Source organism: Burkholderia lata, from assembly GCF_902499335.1.
Lineage (GTDB): Bacteria > Pseudomonadota > Gammaproteobacteria > Burkholderiales > Burkholderiaceae > Burkholderia > Burkholderia lata_B.
Map to the genome: position 1 here is coordinate 559,783 of NZ_CABVQK010000004.1, position 21,608 is coordinate 581,390.

The 21,608-nt window shown below is 67.5% G+C and carries 20 protein-coding genes; 11 read left to right on the top strand and 9 right to left on the bottom strand.

Annotation, left to right across the window (positions count from 1 at the left end; translation table 11 throughout):
* Nucleotides 1-4: 4 nt before the first annotated feature.
* Nucleotides 5-817, bottom strand: a complete 813-nt coding sequence (locus BCO18175_RS13065; RefSeq protein ID WP_174981280.1) for a hypothetical protein — start codon at nucleotides 815-817, stop codon at nucleotides 5-7.
* A gap of 591 nt (nucleotides 818-1,408) precedes the next feature.
* Here BCO18175_RS13065 and BCO18175_RS13070 point away from each other — a divergent pair.
* Nucleotides 1,409-3,364, top strand: coding sequence for a Xaa-Pro dipeptidyl-peptidase (locus BCO18175_RS13070; RefSeq protein WP_174981284.1), 1,956 nt, complete (start codon nucleotides 1,409-1,411; stop codon nucleotides 3,362-3,364).
* A gap of 136 nt (nucleotides 3,365-3,500) precedes the next feature.
* Here BCO18175_RS13070 and BCO18175_RS13075 read toward each other — a convergent pair whose 3' ends face one another.
* Nucleotides 3,501-4,409: a LysR family transcriptional regulator gene (locus BCO18175_RS13075; RefSeq protein WP_174981287.1), complete on the bottom strand. Its 909-nt coding sequence runs from the start codon at nucleotides 4,407-4,409 to the stop codon at nucleotides 3,501-3,503.
* A gap of 142 nt (nucleotides 4,410-4,551) precedes the next feature.
* Here BCO18175_RS13075 and BCO18175_RS13080 point away from each other — a divergent pair, with 142 nt between their 5' ends.
* From BCO18175_RS13080 to BCO18175_RS13090, 3 genes are all read left to right on the top strand, one after another.
* Nucleotides 4,552-5,673 (top strand): alkene reductase, encoded by a 1,122-nt coding sequence (locus BCO18175_RS13080; protein WP_174981290.1) that lies wholly within the window; start codon nucleotides 4,552-4,554, stop codon nucleotides 5,671-5,673.
* Nucleotides 5,674-5,745: 72 nt separating this feature from the next.
* Nucleotides 5,746-6,186, top strand: coding sequence for a DoxX family protein (locus tag BCO18175_RS13085; RefSeq protein WP_174981292.1), 441 nt, complete (start codon nucleotides 5,746-5,748; stop codon nucleotides 6,184-6,186).
* Nucleotides 6,187-6,263: 77 nt separating this feature from the next.
* Complete coding sequence (locus tag BCO18175_RS13090) at nucleotides 6,264-7,271, top strand: quinone oxidoreductase family protein (protein WP_174981295.1); 1,008 nt, start codon at nucleotides 6,264-6,266, stop codon at nucleotides 7,269-7,271.
* A 96-nt stretch (nucleotides 7,272-7,367) separates the two neighbouring features.
* Here the strand turns inward: BCO18175_RS13090 and BCO18175_RS13095 are convergent, their stop codons facing one another.
* Nucleotides 7,368-8,297, bottom strand: a complete 930-nt coding sequence (locus BCO18175_RS13095) for a 2-hydroxyacid dehydrogenase (protein ID WP_174981298.1) — start codon at nucleotides 8,295-8,297, stop codon at nucleotides 7,368-7,370.
* Nucleotides 8,298-8,464: 167 nt separating this feature from the next.
* On the opposite strand from BCO18175_RS13095, the gene osmF reads away from it, so the two are divergent.
* The 6 genes from osmF to BCO18175_RS13125 all read left to right on the top strand — a co-directional run bounded on the left by osmF (nucleotide 8,465) and on the right by BCO18175_RS13125 (nucleotide 13,592).
* The gene (gene osmF / locus BCO18175_RS13100) at nucleotides 8,465-9,388 is read left to right on the top strand and encodes a glycine betaine ABC transporter substrate-binding protein OsmF (RefSeq protein WP_174981301.1); all 924 of its coding nucleotides are present in this window, start codon (nucleotides 8,465-8,467) and stop codon (nucleotides 9,386-9,388) included.
* On the top strand, nucleotides 9,385-10,563 hold the full coding sequence (locus BCO18175_RS13105) for an ABC transporter permease (protein ID WP_174981304.1): 1,179 nt from the start codon (nucleotides 9,385-9,387) through the stop codon (nucleotides 10,561-10,563). Before osmF ends, BCO18175_RS13105 begins: the two co-directional genes overlap by 4 nt.
* The gene (locus BCO18175_RS13110; protein ID WP_174917021.1) at nucleotides 10,560-11,498 is read left to right on the top strand and encodes an ABC transporter ATP-binding protein; all 939 of its coding nucleotides are present in this window, start codon (nucleotides 10,560-10,562) and stop codon (nucleotides 11,496-11,498) included. Before BCO18175_RS13105 ends, BCO18175_RS13110 begins: the two co-directional genes overlap by 4 nt.
* Nucleotides 11,495-12,262, top strand: coding sequence for an ABC transporter permease (locus BCO18175_RS13115; RefSeq protein ID WP_174981307.1), 768 nt, complete (start codon nucleotides 11,495-11,497; stop codon nucleotides 12,260-12,262). The genes BCO18175_RS13110 and BCO18175_RS13115 overlap by 4 nt, the downstream gene beginning before the upstream one ends.
* A 235-nt stretch (nucleotides 12,263-12,497) precedes the next feature.
* Nucleotides 12,498-13,172, top strand: a complete 675-nt coding sequence (locus BCO18175_RS13120) for a lytic transglycosylase domain-containing protein (protein WP_174969815.1) — start codon at nucleotides 12,498-12,500, stop codon at nucleotides 13,170-13,172.
* Between the two features lie 21 nt (nucleotides 13,173-13,193).
* Entirely contained in the window at nucleotides 13,194-13,592 is a 399-nt protein-coding gene (locus tag BCO18175_RS13125; RefSeq protein ID WP_174981310.1) for a lysozyme inhibitor LprI family protein, read from the top strand.
* A gap of 30 nt (nucleotides 13,593-13,622) precedes the next feature.
* On the opposite strand, the gene BCO18175_RS13130 is transcribed toward BCO18175_RS13125, so the two are convergent.
* On the bottom strand, nucleotides 13,623-14,498 hold the full coding sequence (locus BCO18175_RS13130) for a LysR family transcriptional regulator (protein WP_174981435.1): 876 nt from the start codon (nucleotides 14,496-14,498) through the stop codon (nucleotides 13,623-13,625).
* A 171-nt stretch (nucleotides 14,499-14,669) separates the two neighbouring features.
* Here BCO18175_RS13130 and BCO18175_RS13135 point away from each other — a divergent pair, with 171 nt between their 5' ends.
* Complete coding sequence (locus BCO18175_RS13135; protein WP_174981314.1) at nucleotides 14,670-15,743, top strand: alkene reductase; 1,074 nt, start codon at nucleotides 14,670-14,672, stop codon at nucleotides 15,741-15,743.
* Between the two features lie 217 nt (nucleotides 15,744-15,960).
* Here the strand turns inward: BCO18175_RS13135 and BCO18175_RS13140 are convergent, their stop codons facing one another.
* The 5 genes from BCO18175_RS13140 to BCO18175_RS13160 are packed head-to-tail and all read right to left on the bottom strand — an operon-like array spanning nucleotide 15,961 to nucleotide 21,596.
* Entirely contained in the window at nucleotides 15,961-16,401 is a 441-nt protein-coding gene (locus BCO18175_RS13140) for a dihydroneopterin aldolase (protein WP_085042872.1), read from the bottom strand.
* Complete coding sequence (locus BCO18175_RS13145; RefSeq protein ID WP_174969821.1) at nucleotides 16,398-17,030, bottom strand: sarcosine oxidase subunit gamma; 633 nt, start codon at nucleotides 17,028-17,030, stop codon at nucleotides 16,398-16,400. The genes BCO18175_RS13140 and BCO18175_RS13145 overlap by 4 nt, the downstream gene beginning before the upstream one ends.
* On the bottom strand, nucleotides 17,020-20,031 hold the full coding sequence (locus BCO18175_RS13150; protein WP_174981317.1) for a sarcosine oxidase subunit alpha family protein: 3,012 nt from the start codon (nucleotides 20,029-20,031) through the stop codon (nucleotides 17,020-17,022). The genes BCO18175_RS13145 and BCO18175_RS13150 overlap by 11 nt, the downstream gene beginning before the upstream one ends.
* Nucleotides 20,028-20,327, bottom strand: coding sequence for a sarcosine oxidase subunit delta (locus BCO18175_RS13155; RefSeq protein ID WP_174379763.1), 300 nt, complete (start codon nucleotides 20,325-20,327; stop codon nucleotides 20,028-20,030). Before BCO18175_RS13155 ends, BCO18175_RS13150 begins: the two co-directional genes overlap by 4 nt.
* A gap of 24 nt (nucleotides 20,328-20,351) precedes the next feature.
* Nucleotides 20,352-21,596, bottom strand: a complete 1,245-nt coding sequence (locus tag BCO18175_RS13160) for a sarcosine oxidase subunit beta family protein (RefSeq protein WP_006480591.1) — start codon at nucleotides 21,594-21,596, stop codon at nucleotides 20,352-20,354.
* Nucleotides 21,597-21,608: the final 12 nt, after the last annotated feature.

Below are 21,608 nucleotides of genomic sequence, written 5' to 3' on the forward strand. Positions count from 1 at the left end.
ATCGTCATGCGATCTCGTGGAAGCCGATGCTGTTGCGACCGTTCAGGATGTCCTCGAACGCGGCCCCGAAGCCGACGTCGATCAGGCCCGCGCGCCTGCCGTAGGTCTTCTGCCCCAAATCGTCGACGAAGATCGCCGCGCCCGACGACAGCTGACGGTCGGTATCCAGCAGCGCGAGCGTGCCGCGCGCGCTGCCGGCCGACTGCTCGAACTTCAGCGGCGTGCCGTCCTGCGCGGTGAAATGCCCGCCGACCTCTTCAAACTTCTGGTTGCGCGCGACGGACGAATTGATCTCCTTCATGAAAAGGAAATCCGCGTCGGCGCGCTGGCTGGCCACCTTGCGATCGTCATCCGTGAACGTCTCGCCCACGGCGGCCGCGCCCTGCCCGGCGAAGTCGACGGCCTGCTGATGAAACTCGCGCGTCGCGAGCACGAGGCCCGCGTTCGCGTTCAGCGTCGACTCCACCCACGCGCGATCGGCTTCCGTCATCGTCTTCGACACGACCGTGATCCGGCCGTCGTCGGTCTTGAAGTCGAACTGCGCGTCGGCCAGATCCGGGCGCTTCGCGATGATCTCGTGCATGCTCGTCGCGAGCTGGCCGGTGACGCCGCGCAGCTTCGTCGACAGGTCGCCCAGCATCGACATCTGCTTCATGCGCGCCGCCTGCATTGCTTCCTGGTCCAGCGCCCGGATGGTGATCGGCGTGTCCTGCGGTTTCCCGGACGCCGCGTCCGTCTGTTGACGCCCGTCGAGCGCGGCTTCCTGCGCCATCTGCACGAGCGACAGGCCGCTCGCTGCGGTAACTGAAATCGTCATGCCCTCTCTCTCCTTTCAATCTGTTTTTTACCGTTTACGGACAGATTGCCCGGAAATTTAGACCGATCGCACGTCGATCGCGGGACGGAAAAAGAAACTTTGTTTGACTCAAACTAAAAAAGTTTGACACCGAGATTTCACTGAGATAACTTTTGCGCAAGCTTCCGGAAAGCAATCCGGCCAGCTCCGCCGACTCACGTCGCGCTTTCCTGCCGTTGCAGCACCGCCGTTCGCAACTCCCCGCCTCATCGCATCGTGCCGTTCCGTTTCATCTGAAACCTGAAGGAAGATCAGGCATGCCCGCATTTGATTCGCACTCCTGCGTTCATTTCGTACTGCGTGCCTCGCACCGACCGTGCGGCCCGAACCGGCCGCCGCGCTGACGCTTTCCGGTCGGGGCGATGAAGTCGCCCCGACACCCGCCGGGTTGCGCGATGCGTGACGCGCGTCGACGCCGGCCGTGACACCCGGGCATCGCGCCCGGCGCTTTCGAAGGTGCAGTTCCGTTTCATCCGATGCAGCACCCGGCCGGGCCGCAGGGGGCATATCGCGGGCCGTCCGGTTCCAGACAATCACAACAAGAGGTCGACAATGGACATTCATCGAACCGGATTGCGTCGTGCGTGGCTTCCCGCGCTCGTTGCGGCCGCAACGCTCGCCGCATGCGGCGGCGACGACGGCGGCAGCGTGGCGGGCGTCTCCGCGCTCGCGCAGGGCCAACAGGAGGGGGCCGCCGCCTCGGCGGCCGACAAGCAGTCGCTCGCATCACGCATTTCGCCGTCCGGCGTGCCGTACGCCAATCCGGCCAGCGGCGGCCGCTACCGCCCCGTGATTACAAACGGCCAGGTGCAGCCGTCGCTGTCGGGCGGCACGATCGAGGAGAACGCGTGGGTCGACACGCCGGTCGATTCCGACGGCGACGGCACGCGCGACCGCATTCACGTGCGCATCGTGCGCCCGACCGAAACCGCCAACGGCGCGCGCACGCCCGTGATCGTGCTCGCGAGCCCGTACTACGCGGGCCTCGCCGACAGCCCCAACCACAACGTCGACGTCGAACTCGACGGCACGGCGCATCCGGCCGCCACCGCGGCCACGGCAGCGACCGGCGCCTCCGCGCGCATCATGGCCGCCGCGCCGCAGGTGCGGCTGCAGCAGCAGGTCGAAGCAGCCGCCGCCGGGCGCTCGTGGATCGAGGGCTACTTCATTCCGCGCGGCTTCACGATCGTCTACGCGGATTCGCTCGGCACCGCCGGCTCGGACGGCTGCCCGACGATCCTCACGCGCGACGAATCGGTCGCGATGGCATCGGTGATCCGCTGGCTCGGCCGCGACGCGACCGCGAAGGACGCAAACGGCAAGACGGTCGTCGCGAACTGGTCGACGGGCCACGTCGGCATGTACGGCGTGTCGTACGACGGCACGCTGCCCAAGATGGTCGCGAGCCTGCGCACGCGCGGGCTCGACGCGATCGTGCCGGTGGCCGGGCTGACGAACATGTACGGCTACTACCGCTCGGGCGGGCTCGTGCGCGCGCCGGAAGGCTACCAGGGCGAAGACGTCGACGTGTACATCAAGGCGCTGCTGACGAACGCGCATCCCGAGCGCTGCACGCACCTGATCGACGAAGCGGCCCAGCAGGAAGACCGCAAGACCGGCGACTATTCGCCGTTCTGGGCCGCGCGCGACATCCCGAGCGCGTTCGCGGTCGCACCGGCGCTCGTCGCGCAGGGGCTGACCGACGACAACGTGCGCGTCGACCAGTCGACGGCGTGGCATCTCGCGATGCGGCGCCAGGGCGTGCCGACGCAGCTGTGGCTGCATCGCCTGAAGCACACCGACCCGACCCGCGTACCGGCGATGGCCGATGCGTGGACCGCGGAAGTGAACCGCTGGTTCACGCGCTACCTGATCGGTTTCGACAACGGCGTCGAACGCGATCCGCGCGCGGTGATCGAGCAGGTGGACGGCACGCTGCTGAAGGAAGCGGACTGGGCCGCACGCCACGCCACGCCGGTCACGTATTTCGCGGGCGGCGACGGCGCGGGCACCGGCACGCTGCTGCGGCTGCCGAGCGGCGGCCCGCTCACGCGCTTCACCGACGATGCGCGCATTCCCGCGCTCACGCTGGCGAACGCACCGACGGGCGAGAATCGCAGCCGATTCGAGACCGCACCGCTCACCGCCGCGACACGCCTGTCCGGCGCCGCGACCGCACGCGTCAGGCTGACCTTCACGGGAGTGGCCAACGTAACGGCCCTGCTGGTCGACCGCGCACCGGACGGTACGGCCACGATCGTCACGCGTGCGTGGACCGACCCGCGCAACCGGCGGTCCGAGTGGCGCTCGGAGCCCGTGCTGCCCGGGATGCCGTATGACCTGAAGCTGACGTTCATGCCGCGTGACTACAAGCTGGAAGCCGGCCACCGGCTCGGGCTCGTCGTGCTGTCCAGCGACAACGAGGCCACGCTGCGGCCGACGCCGGGCACGGGCCTGACGCTCGATCCGGCCGGCACGTCGGTAACGGTGCCGCTCGCTTCGTCCTGAGCGGGCATGCGCCGCGCAGAACGCACGCCAGCCGGCCGGTGTCGCTGACACGGCCGAACGTCCGGCCAGCCTTCGATCGTTGCGGATTGCAAGGCTGGCCGGGCGGCCTGCCCGGCCGGCCTCCGCCGGGCATGGGTCAGGCCCGCTGGCCGTTCGGGTCGCCCTGGCGACTCAAATAATCGATCAGCCACTGTGCGGCCGGACCGCTCGCCCGATCGGCCCGCCGGATCAGCGATAGTCCGTAGCGAAACGTACGCCGGTCGGCCAGTTGCACCGGCACGAGACGGCCCGACTGCAGATCGTCCTCGATCAGATGCATGGGCATCGATCCCCAGCCAAGCCCGGCGAGCAGCAATCGATGTTTCGCGCCGAGGTCGGCCACCTTCCAGGTGCGGGTCGCATAGATTCCGAACGATTGTCCGTCGGTGACCTTGCTGCGGTCGGTGAGCACGATCTGCGTATGCTCGCGCGCCTCCGAGAGCGGAATGGGCGCATCGCGCAGCGCGAGTGGATGCATGGGCGCCGCAACGCTCAGCAACTCGATCGCCCCCATCGAGGTCGCGTCGATCGCATCCGGCCAGTTCGGAATCGGGCCACTGATGCCGAGCGCACAGCCCCCGTCGAGCACCAGCTTCATGACCCCGCCGAGCGCTTCGATCGTCAGGTTGAGCGCGACGGTGGGGAACGCGTCGGCAAACGCCTGCATGCCTTCGACCAGCTTCGGCAACGGAAACATCACGTCGACGGCCAGCGACAGCTCGGCTTCCACGCCGCCCCGCAAACCGGCCGTCTTCGCCTGTAACTGCCCCATCAGCATGTCGACCCGACGCGCATCGGCGAGCACGACCTCGCCTGCCGCCGTCAGTTGCGGACGGCGCCTGCCACGCTCGAACAACGGCATGCCCAGCTGTGCTTCAAGGCTGGCGATCGCATAACTCACCACCGATTGCGCCCTGCCGAGCCGTCGCGCCGCCCCCGAAAAGCTGCCTGCCTCGACGACGGCGACGAACGCACGAAGCTGATCCAGATTGGGGCTGCGATCCACGATCTATCCAGAAAGTTGATTTTAACGATTCATTTTAGCCAATTGTTTGGATAGAAACGATCCCATACATTCCTGTCACGCCATGTCGATCGCGGACCACCGCGTCGACAGTTCCCCGCCAACGTCACAGGAACATGGAACCATGACTACCGACAGCTTTCTCTCACCGCCCCGGGCGCCTGCGCGTCCGACACTGTTCGATCCGGTCGAACTCGGACGCATCACGCTCAGGAATCGCATCGTGATGGCGCCGATGACGCGCAGCCGTGCCGGTGCCGCCGACGCACCCGGCCCGATGAACGCGACCTACTACGCGCAACGGGCCTCGGCCGGCCTGATCGTCACCGAGGGGACGCAGATCTCGCCACAGGGCAAAGGCTATCCGTTCACGCCGGGCATCTACAGCGATGCGCAGATCGCGGGCTGGAAACAGGTGACCGACGCGGTGCACCGTGAAGGCGGCCGCATTTTCGTGCAACTGGCCCATGTCGGCCGCATCGGTCACCCGGACCTGCAGCCGGACGGCGCACTGCCGGTCGCGCCGTCACCGATCCGGCCCGACGGCGACGCCTATACGCCAACCGGCCCGCAGCCGTACCCGGTACCGCGCGCGCTCGACACCGCCGAATTGCCTGCCATCGTCGACCAATACGTGCTGGCAGCTCGTGCCGCATTGCAGGCCGGGTTCGACGGCGTGGAGATTCACGCCGGCAACGGCTATCTGCTTGACCAGTTCCTGCGTGACGGCACGAACCGGCGGACCGACGACTACGGCGGCACGATCGACAACCGGCTCCGGCTGCCACTCGAGGTCGCGCGTGCAGTCAGCCTCGTTTCAGGCCCCGATCGATTAGGTATCCGTATCTCCCCGGTCACGCCGCATTTCGGTGGAATTGCGGATAGCGATCCGCAAGCGCTGTTCGAGCGATTCGCCGCCCGGCTGAGCGACCTTGCCGTCTATCTCCATGTCGTCGAAGGCATCCCTCAGGCCGCGCCGGACGCGGTGCCCGCATTCGACTACGACGCGCTGCGGCACGCGTTCGGCGGGCATTACATCGCGAACAACGGCTACACGAAAACACGCGCGGAAGCGGCGCTTTCCGACGGCCACGCAGATCTCGTGTCGTTCGGCTACCCGTTCATCGCGAACCCGGATTTCGCTGAACGCCTCCGGCACGACCGGCCGCTCGCGCATGCGGACATGTCCATGGCCTACGGCGGCGGCGAAGCCGGCTATACCGACTACCCGCCGTTCAGCGCATGAGCGCCCCCCCGAACCTGAACCGCTGAACACGGCGACGGATCGCCGATCCGCCCCCTCGCACAAGGAGTCACCATGATTCGATCAATCAACCGCGCACTGTACCGAACCGCTGCGCAAACGCCCGCCGTCAACGCCGTACTGTCCGTCCTGGTGCGCATCCTCATCGCCGGCGTCTACGTCGGCGCGGGCATCAGCAAGATCTTCAACTACGCAGGCACCGGGCAATACATGGCGCACATGGGTGTACCGAGTGCCCTGCTGCCGCTCGTAATCTTCGTCGAGGTCGCCGGCGGCCTCGCGTTGATCGCCGGCTTCATGACGCGTATCGCCGCGCTCGGGCTCGCGATCTTTTCGGTCATCGCCGCGGTGATCTTCCATAGCGGCGGCGACCAGACGCAGCAGACCTTCTTCATGATGAACCTGTCGATGACGGGCGGCCTGCTCGCGCTCGTGCTGAATGGCGCGGGCCGCGCCTCGTTCGATCGCGGCGATCGAGCGTCCCTGCCGGACTGATCCGGCCGACGCCGCGTCCTGCCCGACACCTCACACACCCCGGGGGGCAACGCCCCCGCATCCAGCGAGACTTTCCCGTGAATACCATGAATGCCATTCAGATCGATCGTTTCGGCGATCCGTCCGTACTCCGTCCGGTCGTGATCGAGCGCCCGACACCGGCTCCCGACGAAGTCCTCGTGCGCGTGACGCGCGTCGGACTGAATTTCGCGGAAACGCTGCAACGCGCCGGTATCTATCCGGGCCCGGCGCCGGCTTTGCCCGCGATACTGGGATCGGAAACGGTCGGCACCGTCGAAGCCGTGGGCGCGAACGTACGGGACTTCCGGGTCGGCGAACGCGTGGCCGCGGCGCTGTTCGGCGCAACGAGCGGAACCGGCGGCTATGCCGAATATGTGACGGTACGCGCCACGCTGATCGTCGCGATTCCCGACACGGTTTCGGACGACGACGCCGTCGCGGTCATGCTGCAGGGGCTGGTCGCCCGCGTGCTGCTGCGCGAGACGCCGGTGGCCGCACGATCCGTCGCCATCACCGCGGCAGCCGGGGGCGTCGGTTCGATGCTCATCCAGCTGGCGAGACTCGACGGCGCAAGGGCGATCGTCGGCCTGGCCGGTTCCACGGAGAAGCTATCGACGGTGCGGGCACTCGGTGCCGATCAGGCCGTCAGCTATCGCGACGACGCGTGGGTCGATCGACTGGGCGCCGCAACCGGCGGAACGGGCCCCGACGTCGTCTTCGATTCGATCGGTGGCACCGTGGCCCGCACGCTCGTGTCCAGCCTTGCGCCGCACGGTCGTTTCGTCAGCTATGGCGCGGCAAGCGGCCACTTGCTGACGGTCGATGAAAGCCTGATGACCGCGCTCATCTTCGGCTGCCGCTCGCTGTCCGGTTTCGCTTTACATGCGTTCCTCGCCGATCACGTCGTGCGGCAGACGCTCGGCGAGCTGTTCGGTCTGCTGGCCACCGGTGCGCTGAAGCCGCTGATCGGGGGCAGCTATGCGTTCGACGCGATCGTCGACGCGCATGCGGCACTCGAATCGGGCGGGACGACCGGCAAGCTCGTGCTGCGCATGGATCGATAGCGCTTCGCATCCGCCCTCGACAGTCGCGGGACGCCGCTCACGCGGACATCGATCACGGCCGAAGCGGTTGACGGCGAATCACCGTCCGGGCGCCGCTCAAACCGGCGTCAGCACCGGCTGCCCTGAAAAGTGCCGCTCGCCATTGTCGATGAACTGCTGCACCGAGCGATCGAGCGCCTCGGGCGACCAGCCGCCCATGTGCGGCGTCAGCACGACGCTGTCGAGATCCGTCAGCGCGCGCGGCGGCTCCGGTTCGCCTTCGTACACGTCGAGCCCCGCGCCCGCGATGCGCCCTTCGCGCAACGCATCCGCCAAAGCAGCGGTATCGACAACGCTGCCGCGCGATACGTTGACGACGAAACCGCCGGGGCCGAGTGCATCGAGCACCGCGCGATCGATGAGATGCCGCGTTCCCGCGCCGCCCGGCGTCGCGACGATCAGGAAATCGGCCCACTGCGCGAGTGAGTCGACGCGGTCGAAATAGCGGTAAGGGACGTTCTTCTCCGACCGGTTGTGATACCCGATCTCGATGTCGAAGCCAGCCGCGCGGCGCGCGCACTTCTCGCCGATCTTGCCGAGCCCGACGATGCCGAGCTTCCTGCCCGACACGTTCGGCGGCATCGCCAGTCCGTCGCGCCACACGCCCGCGCGGGTTTTCGCATCGAGCTGCACGACGTTGCGCACCGCCGCGAGCAGCAGCGCGAACGCGTGATCGGCAACGCAATCGTCGTTGGTGCCGGCGCCCGTGACCACGGTAATGCCGCGCGCCTTGGCATGCGCGACGTCGATGTGCTCGTAACCGGCGCCGAGCGCGCTGACGAACGTGAGTTGCGGAAGTCGATCGATCTCGGCGGCGGTGAGCCCCGTGCTGCCGTTGGTCAGCACCGCGCGTATCGTGCCGCCGTGTTCGGCGATCGCGCGTTCGCGCTCTTCGGGTGTCGGGGCATGGCGCACGTCGAACGACGCGGCGATCTCGCGATGCGCGTCGCCGCGCAATGCGATCAGAACCAGCAGCTCAGGCTTCATGTCAGGAAGTGTCGGCAAGGCGGGAACGAATTTCAGTGTAGCAAGCCCGCGCGACGGATGCGGGTTATCCCCACACGGGCTGTGGGCACGCCGCCGCACGCGGTTTGCCAAAGCCGGCTCAGTCAAGTAACTTTCGGCCTACGTCCCCGCCCTGGAGAATGGCCCGTATGAAGCTTTCCCTGCCCGCCCGGATCCTGGGCCTCGCGCTCGCCGCTACCCTCGTCGCGCCCGGCGCGCACGCCGACACGCCCGTCGTGGTGTCGTCGAAGATCGACACCGAAGGCAACCTGCTCGGCAACCTGATCGCACAGGTGCTGAAGGCGCACGGCATCGCCGTCACCGAAAAGATCGCGCTCGGCACCACGCCGATCGTGCGCAAGGCGCTCACGAGCGGCGAGATCGACATCTACCCCGAATACACCGGCAATGCCGCGTTCTTCTTCAACAAGGCGGACGATCCGCTGTGGAAGAACGCGAGCCAGGGCTACGACACCGCGAAGCAACTCGACTACGCGGCGAACCATCTCGTATGGCTCACCCCGGCCCCCGCGAACAACACGTGGGGCGTCGCCGTGCTCGCGCCCGTCGCGCAGTCGCAGCACCTGAAGACCTTCACCGATTTCGGCAAGTGGGTCACGGGCGGCGGCAAGGTGAAGCTCGCGGCATCGGCCGAATTCGTGAACAGCGCGTCGGCACTGCCGTCGTTCGAGAAGGCGTACGGCTTCAAGCTGAAGCCCGACCAGCTCGTCGTGCTGTCCGGCGGCGACACGGCCGCGACCATCAAGGCCGCCGCGAACCAGACCGACGGCGTGAATGCCGCGATGGTCTACGGCACCGACGGCGGAATCTCGTCGAGCGGCCTCGCGGTGCTCGACGACGACAAGCACGTGCAGCCCGTCTACGCACCCGCGCCGGTGATCCGCGAAGCCGTGCTGAAAGCGCATCCGCAGATCGCCGACTACCTGAAGCCCGTGTTCGCGAGCCTCGACCTGAAGACGCTGCAGACGCTGAACGCGCGCATCCAGATCAACGGCGAGCCGGCCGCCGGCGTCGCGAAAAGCTACCTGAAATCGAAGGGCTTCGTTAAATGACGGGTCGCGCGGCAGCGTCCGCGCGGCGCATCTCGGCGGACAAGGTCGGCATCCTGATCGGCGTCCTGACGATCGTCGCCGTGCTCGGGCTGCCGTTCGCGGTGCTGCGGCCGAACCGTATCGCGGCCGGCACCGACCTGTCGGTATTCGCCGCGCTGCCGGCCCTGCAGGGTGCCGTGCTCGCCGCGCTGTGGATCGTCGGCGCGCTGTGGGCGATGACGGCAAGCCGTCCCGCGTGGCGCGTCGTGGCCGGCTGCGCATGGCTCGCCACGCTCGCGTACGCGGTCGGCGCGGCCGCTACGCATGTCGTCGCACCTGACGACATGCTCGCCCGCGTGTCGCCTTCCTCCGGTGTCTGGCTGCTGCTGTTCGCGTGGGCCGTGCTTGTCGCGGATGCGCTCGCCCGTCTTTCGTTCAGCCCGTGGCGGCGTCTCGCGGCGCTCGTCGTCGCAATAGCAGCGATTTCGGTGCCGCTCGCGAGCGGCTGGTGGGACGGCCTCTCCGTGATGCGCGAATACGCGGTGCGCAGCGACGATTTCTGGCGCGAGGCGATCCGGCACGTGTCGCTCGCCGGCGGCTCGGTGGCTGCCGCGCTCGTCGCGGGTGTACCGCTCGGCATCGCATGCGCGCGCATCGCGGCGGTGCGTACCGTCGCGATGCCCGTGCTCAATGTCGTGCAGACCATCCCCAGTATCGCGATGTACGGGCTGATGATGGCGCCGCTCGGCCTGCTCGCCGCGCACGTGCCGCTCGCGGCCGCGCTCGGCATCCGCGGCATCGGCGTAGCGCCGGCCGTGCTTGCGCTGTTCCTGTATTCGCTGCTACCGATCGCGTCGAGCGTCGTGGTCGGGCTCGGCCAGGTGCCCCCGCACGTGACCGAAGCGGCGCGCGCGATGGGCATGACGCGCGCGCAGCGGCTGCTGCGCGTCGATCTCGTGCTCGCGCTGCCGGTGATCCTGAGCGGCGTGCGCATCGTGCTCGTGCAGAACATCGGGCTGACCGCGGTCGCCGCGCTGATCGGCGGCGGCGGCTTCGGCACCTTCATCTTCCAGGGGATCGGGCAATCGGCCGCCGATCTCGTGCTGCTCGGCGCGATCCCGACGATCGCGCTCGCGCTGGTGGCGGCCGTCATATTCGAAGCCGCGACCACGCTCGCGAAGGGGCGTGCAGGATGATCGAGATCGAACGTGCGGGCAAACGCTTCGGCGATATCGTCGCCGTCGACGACGTATCGCTGACGATGAAGCGCGGCACGATCACCGCGCTCGTCGGCGCATCGGGCAGCGGCAAGTCGACGCTGCTGCGCATGATCAACCGCTTGATCGCGCCCACCAGCGGCACGATCCGCATCGACGGCGTCGATACGGCCACCGTCGCGCCCGAACAGCTGCGGCGCGGCATCGGCTACGCGATCCAGGGGCACGGGCTGTTTCCGCACTGGAGCGTCGCGCGCAACATCGCGACCGTGCCGCGCCTGCTCGGCTGGCCGGCCGATCGCATCGACGCGCGCGTGAACGAATTGCTCGACCTGTTCCATCTCGCGCCGGCCGAGTTCGCGGACAAGCTGCCGCACGAACTGTCGGGCGGCCAGCAGCAGCGCGTCGGCGTCGCACGCGCGCTCGCGGCCGAGCCCGCGATGCTGCTGATGGACGAGCCGTTCGGCGCGCTCGATCCGATCATCCGCGGCAAGGCGCAGGACGACCTGTTCGCGCTGCAGCGCCGCCTCGGCATCACGGTCGTGATCGTCACGCACGATATCGAGGAAGCGCTGAAGCTCGGCGACACGATCGCGGTGATGGATGGCGGCCGGCTGCTGCAGGTCGCATCGCCGGCCGAGATTCTCGGCAAGCCGGCGGCCGGCGTCGTCGAGCAACTCGTCGCGGGTGTCGACCGGCCGCTGCGCCTGCTCGCGCTGACGCCGATCGGCGCCGTGGCCGAATCCGGTCATGCCGACGGCGAACCGATCGCCGCGACGCGCACGCTGCGCGATGCGGTGTCGGAGTTGCTGTGGCGCGGTGTCGACGTGCTGCCGGTGGAAGATGGCGACGGCCGCAACACGCGCCGCATCACGCTCGATGCGATCCGTGCGCACGCAAGGAAGCCGGCATGACGTCGCGCAGCAACGGGCGGCCCAGGCCGTCGGCGCTTCCCGCGACCGTCGCACGCGCGGCCGCGCTTGCACTGCTGCTCGTGCTGCTGCTGCGCCCCGCATGGCTGCAAGGATTGTTCGCGCCGTTCGCGGACAACGGCGCACCGGTCATCTACGATCGCGCGAGCCTGCTCGACCTCACGCTCGCGCATCTCGGGACGGTCGCATTATCGAGCGTGATCGGCACGATCGTCGCGGTCGCGGCCGGCATCGCGGTCACGCGGCCGTGGGGTGCGGATTTCCTGCCGGTCGCGCGCAGCGTCGTCGACATCGGCCAGACCTTCCCGCCCGTCGCGGTGCTCGCGCTCGCGGTGCCGGCCGTCGGCTTCGGATTGAAGCCCGTGCTGATCGCGCTCGTGCTGTATGGCCTCCTGCCCGTGTTCGAAAGCACGATCGCGGGGCTCGAGGACGTGCCGCGCGACGTCGTCGATGCCGCACGCGGGATGGGAATGAGCGGCTGGCAGCAACTCGTGTCGGTCGAGCTGCCGCTCGCGTTTCCGGTGATCGTCAACGGCGTCCGGCTCGCGGTGGTGATCAACCTCGGCACCGCGACGATCGGCTCGACGGTCGCCGCGCGCGGGCTCGGCGACGTGATCATCGCGGGTCTGCAGACGTCGAACACCGCGTTCGTGCTGCAGGGCGGCGTGATCGTCGGGCTGCTCGCGGTGCTCGTCAGCGATGCGATCGGCGCGATTGCACGGGTGGCGGCCGCACGGCGCGCGTAAGGCGCTTAGTGCACGTGAGGCCACATCCTGTCGTACACCGATGCATGTAAAAACGACCGAGACGCAACGCCCGGCGACGTTCATCCGGACTCCGATGCGTGTCCGCGCAACAATCGCCTCGCCGCCCGACCCGAATCGACACAAGCCTACATGCCGCTTTCATTCGAGCGGGCGTTCGACCACCTGCGTCAATTGGCCGATATACTAGGCGCCTTCCAATTCCCCGCACTCCACCATGCGACGGTTTCTCTGGCTGATCGTGCTTTCGCTCGGCATCGCGCAACAGGCGTCGGCGCAGCAAGCGCCCGCACTGCCTGCGTCCGCGCCCGAAGCAGCCGCATCGGCGCCGTCCGTCGCATCCGCGCCGCTCGCCGACGCCAACGATCAGCCGAACGAAGCAAACCGCCGCATCACGTCCTACCTGACGAAGAAGTTCGGCGTCGCGAAGGAGCGGGCCGCGAAGCTCGCCGATATCGTGAGCGTTACTGCGACGAAATATTCGCTGCCTCCCGCCCTCGTTTACGCCATTATTTCGATCGAATCGCGTTTCCAGGAAAAGGCGCGCGGCCAGCATGGCGCAACCGGGCTGATGCAGGTCGTGCCGACCGCGCACCGCGGCCTGGTGCGCAACGTGAAGGACCTGACCGAACCGAACGCGAACGTCGAAGTCGGCTCCGCGATTCTGTCGGGCTACGTGAGGGCGGCCGGTGGCGACGTGCGGGCCGGACTGAGGAGCTACAGCGGCGGTTCGAACGCGTATGCGGCAAAGGTGATGCAGCGCGTCGATTCGTTCCGCTTCGTGCTCGAACCTGACGACGACGCGAAAGCCGCGAATCCCGCGAGCGATGCGAAGGGCCGCATGGTGCCGGTCAGCGAAAAGACGAGCCCGACGTCGGCCCGCAGCAACTAGTCCCCGTTTCCTCCGACGCGCATGCACCACGTCTCGCGCTTCCTTGCCGTCGCCGCGCTGGCGATCGGCCACACTGCCGTGTTTGCCGCCGTCGATTGCGAAAAGCACGCGCTGACGATGAACGACGTGCGGACCTGCGTACTCGGTCAGAACGATCAGGCCGTCGAGCGCGCATACCGGTCGCTCGAGCACAAGCTCAAGCAGCGCAACCCCGATGCCGCCAGCGCGCTCGCGAAGTCGCAGGCAAGCTGGACCCGCTTCGCCGATGACACCTGCGACTACGTGAAAGCCGCCAATCCGCAACAGATGATCCCGGAAGACGCGCGGATGAACTGCTGGGTCGATTTCAGCCAGGCACGCGTGCGCATTCTGAAGAAATGGGAAGCGCAGCTGGACGCGCCGCAACCGGCGCAGAACTGACCGACGAACGGATGCGTGCGCAACCGCCCGTCACGCTTGCGCGAAACGCTCTCGCAAAAACTCGATGAAATGCTGCGTCTTCGCGGGCAGCAGCCGCGTTTCCGTCATCGCATAGACGGCAATCGGCTCGCCTTCCCATGCGGGCATCACGCGGCGCAGCCGGCCGGCGGCCAGATCGTCCGCGACGATCGCCTCGGACAGCACGATGATGCCCGCATCGAGCGTGGCCAGGCGCCGCAGCATGCCGACGCTGTTCGCCCCGAAGCGGCTGCTGACCGGCACCGCGACGGAACGCGCGCCGTCGTGCAGCGTCCATGACCCGCTCCGCTGCAGGCCGAGGCACGCGTGCCGCGCGAGGTCTTCGGGCTCGCGCGGCTCGCCGGCGCGCGCGAGGTAACCGGGCGACGCATACAGGTAGTTCGGGAGCGTCGCGAGCCGCCGCGCGATCAATTGTGAGTCCTCGGATGGCCCCATGCGGATCGCCACGTCGAACGGTTCGCTCACCAGATCGACACGCCTCGAGGTCAGCTCGAAATCGAAGGTCAGTTTCGGATAGCGGTTCGAGAATTCGACGACTAGCGGCGCCAGAATGACCACCGCGAAATCAACCGGAAACGACGCGCGCAGCACGCCGGTCGGCTCCGCCAGCAGCCCGCCGAGCTGCTCGTGCGCAAGCCGCGCCTCGTCGACGATGCGCTTGCAGCGCTCGAAGTAGAGCTGGCCGGCCTCCGTCAGCTCGATCCGGCGCGTCGTGCGATGCAGCAGCCGCAGCCCGATCGCCTTCTCCAGCGCGCCGATGCGCCGCGACAGCGTCGAGTTCGGCATCCCCAGCGTCTCGGCCGCGCTGCGAAAGCCCTTCGCCTTCACGACTTCGACGAACAGCGCCATGTCGTTCAGCAGTTCCATGCTCATTGCCCCACCAATGGATCAATGTTATCCAGATTACCCGGTTTATCCCGAAAAGGAAGCAATGGATGATGGGTGCGTGGAGGCGAGGCCCGCGCAACGATGCGCGGCCGGCGCCTGAACCGGCATCGTCCCGGTGCCGCCGTCCCGAACTTCGAGGAGCAACGCATCATGAGCCAACTGTTCACCCCGGCCCGCGTGGGCCGCTACACGCTGCAAAACCGCCTCGTCATGGCGCCGATGACGCGCAGCCGCGCCGCCTTCGATGGCACGCCCGGCCAATGGGCCGCCGAATACTACGCACAGCGCGCGAGCCTCGGTCTGATCGTGTCCGAAGGCACGCAGCCTTCCGACGACGGACAGGGCTATCTCACGACGCCCGGCATCTATACCGACGCGCACGTCGCCGGCTGGAAGGCGGTCAGCGACGCCGTGCATGCACGCGGCAGCCGCCTCTTCATCCAGTTGATGCACGTCGGGCGCATGTCGCATCCCGACAATACGCCGCATCACCGGCAGGGAGTCGCACCTTCGGCGATCGCGCCTGGCGCGCAGATGTTCACGGTGAAGGGCATGCTGGACATCCCCGTGCCGCGTGCGTTGACGACCGACGAAGTACGAGAGACCGTGAACGACTTCCGTATCGCCGCACGCCGTGCGATCGAGGCGGGCGCCGACGGCGTCGAGATCCACGGCGCGAACGGCTACCTCGTCCAGCAGTTCTTCGCACCGAACGCGAACACGCGCACTGACGCGTACGGCGGCTCGATCGAGAACCGCGCGCGCTTCGCGATCGAGGTCGCGACGGCGATCGCCGAAGAGATCGGCGCGGATCGCACGGCGATCCGCCTGTCGCCCGGCGCCACGCTCGGCGGCGTGGACGAAGGCGAGCAAGGGCCGGACCTGAACCGCTATCTGGCGACCGAACTCGACCGCCTCGGCCTCGCTTACCTGCACGTGATGCATCACGGCAATGAAGCGCTGCTTGCCGACCTGCGCGCGCGCTGGAGCGGCATGCTGATCCTGAACCGGCCGGGCCGCCCGCGCGAGACGATCGGCGAGGATCTGAAGTCCGGGCTGGCCGATCTCGAAGCGTACGGGCAGATGGTGCTGGCGAATCCGGATTTCGTGACGCGGGTGAAGACCGGCGCGCCGATGAACGACGCACGGCGCGAATCGTTCTTCGGCGGCGATGCGCGCGGGTATGTCGACTATCCGGCGCTGGATGGGGCGGCTGCGGCTTGACGCTTCGGCTCGGGGCGATCGTTGCGACCCGCCGCAACAGGGGGTTACGGCGATCGCCGGTACGATGACGTCATACCGGTCAGCCCGGCAGGTTGAAGCCGCTGCAGCCTGTACGACACCGGGGCGGCAAGATTAGCGGGAGCAATTGTTCCGATATTCCAGGAACAATGAGCAAAACACGGCAAACCAGCGCACTGGCTTGCCGTGGCACGACACATCAAAACTGCCCCGCCGCTCCCGTCCACCGCAAATAATCCCCGCGCGTCCAGTCGAGCGACACGCCCACACGCTTCGTGCCGGGCCGGATCTTCGGCTTGTACACCGACAGCGTCAGCGACTCCAGCGCCGGCCATTCACGGAACGACAGCACCGCGATATCGGCGACGAGCGTTTCGAGCAGCCGCGTATGCGGCTTGTGCGACAGGAACGCCGCAATGCGCGCGCAATAGCCGTCGTAATCGATCCACTCGCCCTGCTCGCTCGGCTCGCACCGATAGCCGAGCCGCGCATCGATCACGATCGGCTGCGGCGCTTCATGCTCGTGCGCATGAATGCCGATCCGCGCGGGCACCTTCAGTTCGTCGACGAACACGCTCCAGCCGCGCCCGCGCAGGCGCGGCGCGTCGATCGCCACGAACGGTTCGTCGAACGGCTTCATGATGCGAGCGGCGCGGCCGCGTCGAGCATGATGCGCAGGAAGTAGTCGGCGAAACTGCGACGCAGGACGATCTCGAACGCATCGTCACCGGTCGGGATCAGCACGATCGACGACTTGAAGTAGTGCGACTGCGCACACTGGCCCGGCTTGAACGCACGCGGATGGAGATCGAGCGGGCAGCCGCGTGCGAGCACGTCGCGCACGCGTTCGCCGCTGATCTCGACGACCGTATAGCCGCTGCCGACATCGACGGCCGCCGCATACGTGCCCTGCACGGCTTCCGCGAGCTTCGCTTCGAGCACGCCGGCCTGCACGGGCCCGTTCGAGCGCACGAGCCACTCGTCGGGACCGAGCCACAGCACGTCGTACTCGGCGCCGCGCGCAATCGTGTTCGGCTCCGCGGGCGGCCGGCAGCCGACCACGCGCTCGAACGCGCTGACGAACGCCGGATCGCTCAACTCGCCGCGCACGTTGACGAGATCGAGGAACGGCCGCTCGCGCAGCGTGAACTTCTTCGATGCGCGCGCCTGGTGCGGCTTCAGCACGTCGGCCGCGCCGACGAACGGCGATTCAAGCGTCACGCCGCCCGCGCCCGCCACCTGCGACTGGTTTCTGGTTTCATTCCACATGCTGGCGCACCCCTTCGGTATCGTAGAAAACCGGGCTCGAGATCTTCGCGGTGATGCGCTTGCCGTTGGCCAGCGGAATCACGACGCTCTCGCCCATCTTGTTCAGGCCGCCCTTCACCACCGCGAGCGCGATCGAGCGCTTCAGGATCGGGCTGTAGTAGCTCGACGTCACGTGGCCGATCATCGGCGTCGGATCGACCGCCGACACCTGCGTGTCCTTCGCGATGATCTGCGCGCCTTCCGGCAGCACGAACTGTTCGTCGTCGGTCAGCAAGCCGACGAACTGCTTGCGGCCTTCCTTCGTGGTGTCCGAGCGCGCGAGCGAACGCTTGCCGAGGAAGTCCTTCGACTTCGCGACGACGCCGCCCATCCCGAGGTCGTACGGCGTGACCGATCCGTCGGTATCCTGGCCGACGATGATGTAGCCCTTCTCCGCGCGCAGCACGTGCATCGTCTCGGTGCCGTACGGCGTGATGTCGAACTCGGCGCCGGCCGCCATCAGCGCTTCCCACACCGCGCGGCCCGCATTCGCCGGCACGTTCACTTCATAGGCGAGCTCGCCCGAGAAGCTGATCCGCATCACGCGCGCCTTCGCGCCCGCGACGGTGCCGTTCCGGTAGCTCATGAACGGGAACGCCTCGTTGCCGAAGTCGATGTCCTGGCACACCTTCTGCACGACCTTGCGGCTCTTCGGGCCGACCACCGCGAACGTCGCCCAGTGATCGGTGACCGACGACAGCCGCACCTTCATGTCGGGCCATTCGGTCTGCAGCCAGCGTTCGAGCCACGTGAGCACGCGCGCCGCGCCGCCCGTCGTGGTCGTCATCATGAAATGCTGGTCGGCGAGGCGCACCGTCACGCCGTCGTCGAACACCATCCCGTTCTCGTCGAGCATCAGCCCGTAGCGGCACTTGCCCACTTCGAGCTTGTTCCACGGGTTCGTGTACATCCAGTTCAGCAGCTTCACCGCGTCCGGGCCCTGGATGTCGATCTTGCCGAGCGTCGACGCGTCGAGAATGCCGACGCTGTTGCGCACCGCCAGGCATTCGCGCTTCACGGCCGCGTGGAGATCCTCGCCGTTCTTCGGGAAGTACCACGGCCGCTTCCAGTTCCCGACGTCCTCGAACAGCGCGCCGTGCTCGACGTGCCACTCGTGTACGCAGGTCTTGCGGATCGGGTCGAGGAAATCGCCGAGTTCGCGGCCCGCGAACGTGCCGAACGACACGGGCGTGTAGTTCGGGCGGAACGTCGTCGTGCCCGTTTCCGGAATCGTCTTGCCGAGCGCCCCCGCGAGGATCGCCATCCCGTTGATGTTGCCGAGCTTGCCCTGGTCGGTGCCGAAGCCCATCGCCGTGTAGCGCTTCACGTGCTCGACCGACTCGAAGCCTTCGCGTGCGGCCAGCAGGATGTCCGCCGCCGACACGTCGTTCTGGAAGTCGACGAACTGCTTCGGCCCGCGCGCCGCGGCCTCGCGGCTGCCGACGAGCCACAGCGGTTGCAGTGCGCCCTCGACGGCTTCCGCGACCTGCGGCGCGACCGCGCGCTGCGCAGCCGTGAAGCCCGCCGCCTTCGCCGCTTCCACGCCCGCATCGACCGCGAGCCGCAGTGCGCGCGCCAGGCCGAATTCGCCGGCCGCCGCACCGATGCTCGCTTCCGCCTGCACGGGCTTGCCCGGCAGGAAGCACGCCTTCTCGTCGTTCCAGCACGCCTTGCCGCCCGACTGCGCGAACAGGTGCAGCACGGGGCTGAAGCCGCCCGACATCGCGACGAGGTCGCACGGCAGCGTCTGCAACTTGCCGCCCACCTGGCCGTTCGAGATCGACGCGACGTCGACCGACGATACGCGCCACTTGCCCGATGCGCCCGTCACGACCGCGCCGCTCATCACCGTCACGCCCTGCCGCTTCGCAGCGGCCGGCAGCGCGCCGTTCGACGATGCGCGCGAATCGACGACCGTCACCTTCGCGCCGCACGCCTTCAGGTCGAGCGCGGTCTGGTAAGCGCGATCGTTGTTCGTGAACACGACCGCATCGCGGCCCGGCAGCACGCCGAAGCGATGCACGTAAGTGGACACCGCGCCTGCCAGCATCACGCCCGGCAGGTCGTTGTTACCGAATACGATCGGCCGCTCGTGCGCGCCGGTCGCGAGGATCACGCGCTTCGCGCGGACCTTCCACAGCAGCTCGCGCGTGCCCTTGCGCATCGACACCGGCAGGTGATCGGTCAGGCGCTGCGTGACCGTCACGAGGTTGTGGTCCTGGTAGCCGAACGCGGTGCTGCGCGACAGGATCGTCACGTCGGGCAGCTTGCGCAGCTCGGCCTCGATCTTCTCGACCCACTGCAGCGCGGGCTTCGCGTCGATCTCGGCGCGGCACGACAGCAGGCTGCCGCCGAGCTCGCGCTGGTCGTCGACGAGGATCACGCGCGCGCCGGCCGTGGCCGCCGCATGCGCGGCCGCGAGGCCCGACGGGCCACCGCCGACCACGAGCACGTCGCAGTGCGCGTAGCACTTGTCGTAGCGATCGGCGTCGAGCGCTTCCGGCGCCTTGCCGAGGCCGGCCGCTTCGCGGATCTTCTCTTCGTACTTCGGCCACATGTTGCGCGGCCACATGAACGTCTTGTAGTAGAAGCCGGCCGGCAGGAAGCGCGACAGCTTCTGGTTGATCGCGTACTTGTCGTTCTCGAGCGTCGGCTCCGCGTTCACGCTGGACGCAACGAGGCCCTGGTACAGCTCGATCTCGGTCGCGCGTGCGTTCGGCACCGTGTACGGGCCCGATTCGAGCTGCACGACGGCGTTCGGTTCCGCGACGTCGGCCGTCACGATCCCGCGCGGACGGTGGTACTTGAAACTGCGCGCGACGAAGTGCACGCCGTTCGCGAGCAGCGCGGACGCGAGCGTGTCGCCCTGGAAGCCTTGATACGTGCGGCCGTTGAACGTGAACGTCAACGGAATCGCGCGATTGATGCGGCCACCGGTGCCGAGGCGGTCTTTCTGGCTCATTTGCTCGTGCCCTCTTCGTGTGCGTTGCCGGCAGCTGCGCCACCGAACTTTTCGTAGCCCTTGATATCGTAGGTCACCGTGTCGCGCGTGGCCTTGAACCAGCGGCGGCAACCCTGCGCGTGCAGCCATTGCTCCTTGTGCAGCCCGCGCTTGTTCTCGCGCATGAACACGTACTCGCCCCATTCGCGGTCGGTCATGTTCTCGTTGTTCACGGGGCGCACGATGTCGGCTTCACCGCCGCACGAGAACTCGGATTCGGCGCGCGGCCCGCACCACGGACATTCGATCAGCAACATGTTTCTTTCTCCTCGTGTGCGTGGTCAGTGCGCAACGGCAGCAGCGCCGTGCTCGTCGATCAGGTGGCCCGTATAGAAACGGTCGAGCGCGAACGGCGCGTTCAGCGGATGCGGTTCGTCGCGGGCGATCGTGTGCGCGAACACCCAGCCCGAGCCGGGCGTCGCCTTGAAGCCGCCGGTACCCCAGCCGCAGTTGAAATAGAGGCCCTTCACGTCGGTCTTGGTGATGATCGGGCATGCGTCCGGCGACACGTCGACGATGCCGCCCCACTGGCGGTTCATCCGCACGCGCGAGAACACCGGGAACATCTCGACGATCGCCTGCAGCGTGCTTTCGATGATGTGGAAGCTGCCGCGCTGGCCGAAGCCCGTGTACTGGTCGATGCCGGCGCCGATCACGAGGTCGCCCTTGTCGGACTGGCTGATGTACGCGTGCACCGCGTTCGACATGATCACCGAGTTGACGACCGGCTTGATCGGCTCGGACACCAGTGCCTGCAGCGGGTGGCTTTCGATCGGCAGGCGCACGCCGGCCATGTCGGCGAGCGTCGTCGTGTTGCCGGCGGCGACCACGGCAACCTTCTTCGCCTTGATGAAACCCTTCACCGTATCGACGCCGACCACCGCGCCGCCTTCGCGGCGAATGCCCGTCACCTGGCAGTTCTGGATGATGTCGACGCCCGCGCGATCCGCGCCGCGTGCGAAGCCCCAGGCCACCGCGTCGTGGCGCGCCACACCCGCGCGGCGCTGGATCGATGCGCCGAGCACCGGGTAGCGGCTGTTCAGGTTGATGGTCGGCTCGATTTCCTTGATCTGCGCGGGCGTCAGGAATTCCGCGTCGACGCCGTTCAGCCGGTTCGCGTTCACGCGGCGCTCGGTGTCACGCACGTCCTGCAGCGTGTGGGCCAGGTTCATCACGCCGCGCTGGCTGAACATCACGTTGTAGTTCAGGTCCTGCGACAGCCCTTCCCACAGCTTCATCGCCTTCTCGTACAGCGCGGCCGATTCGTCCCACAGATAGTTCGAACGCACGATCGTCGTGTTGCGCGCGGTGTTGCCGCCGCCGATCCAGCCCTTCTCGAGGATCGCGACGTTCGTGATGCCGTGCTCCTTCGCGAGGTAGTACGCGGTCGCGAGGCCGTGACCGCCGCCGCCGACGATCACGACGTCGTATTCCTTCTTCGGTTCCGGGCTCTTCCACTGTTTTTCCCAGTTCTCGTGGTACGAGAGGCCGTTGCGAAACAGGCTGAATATCGAGTAGCGGCTCATGTCAGTGATCCT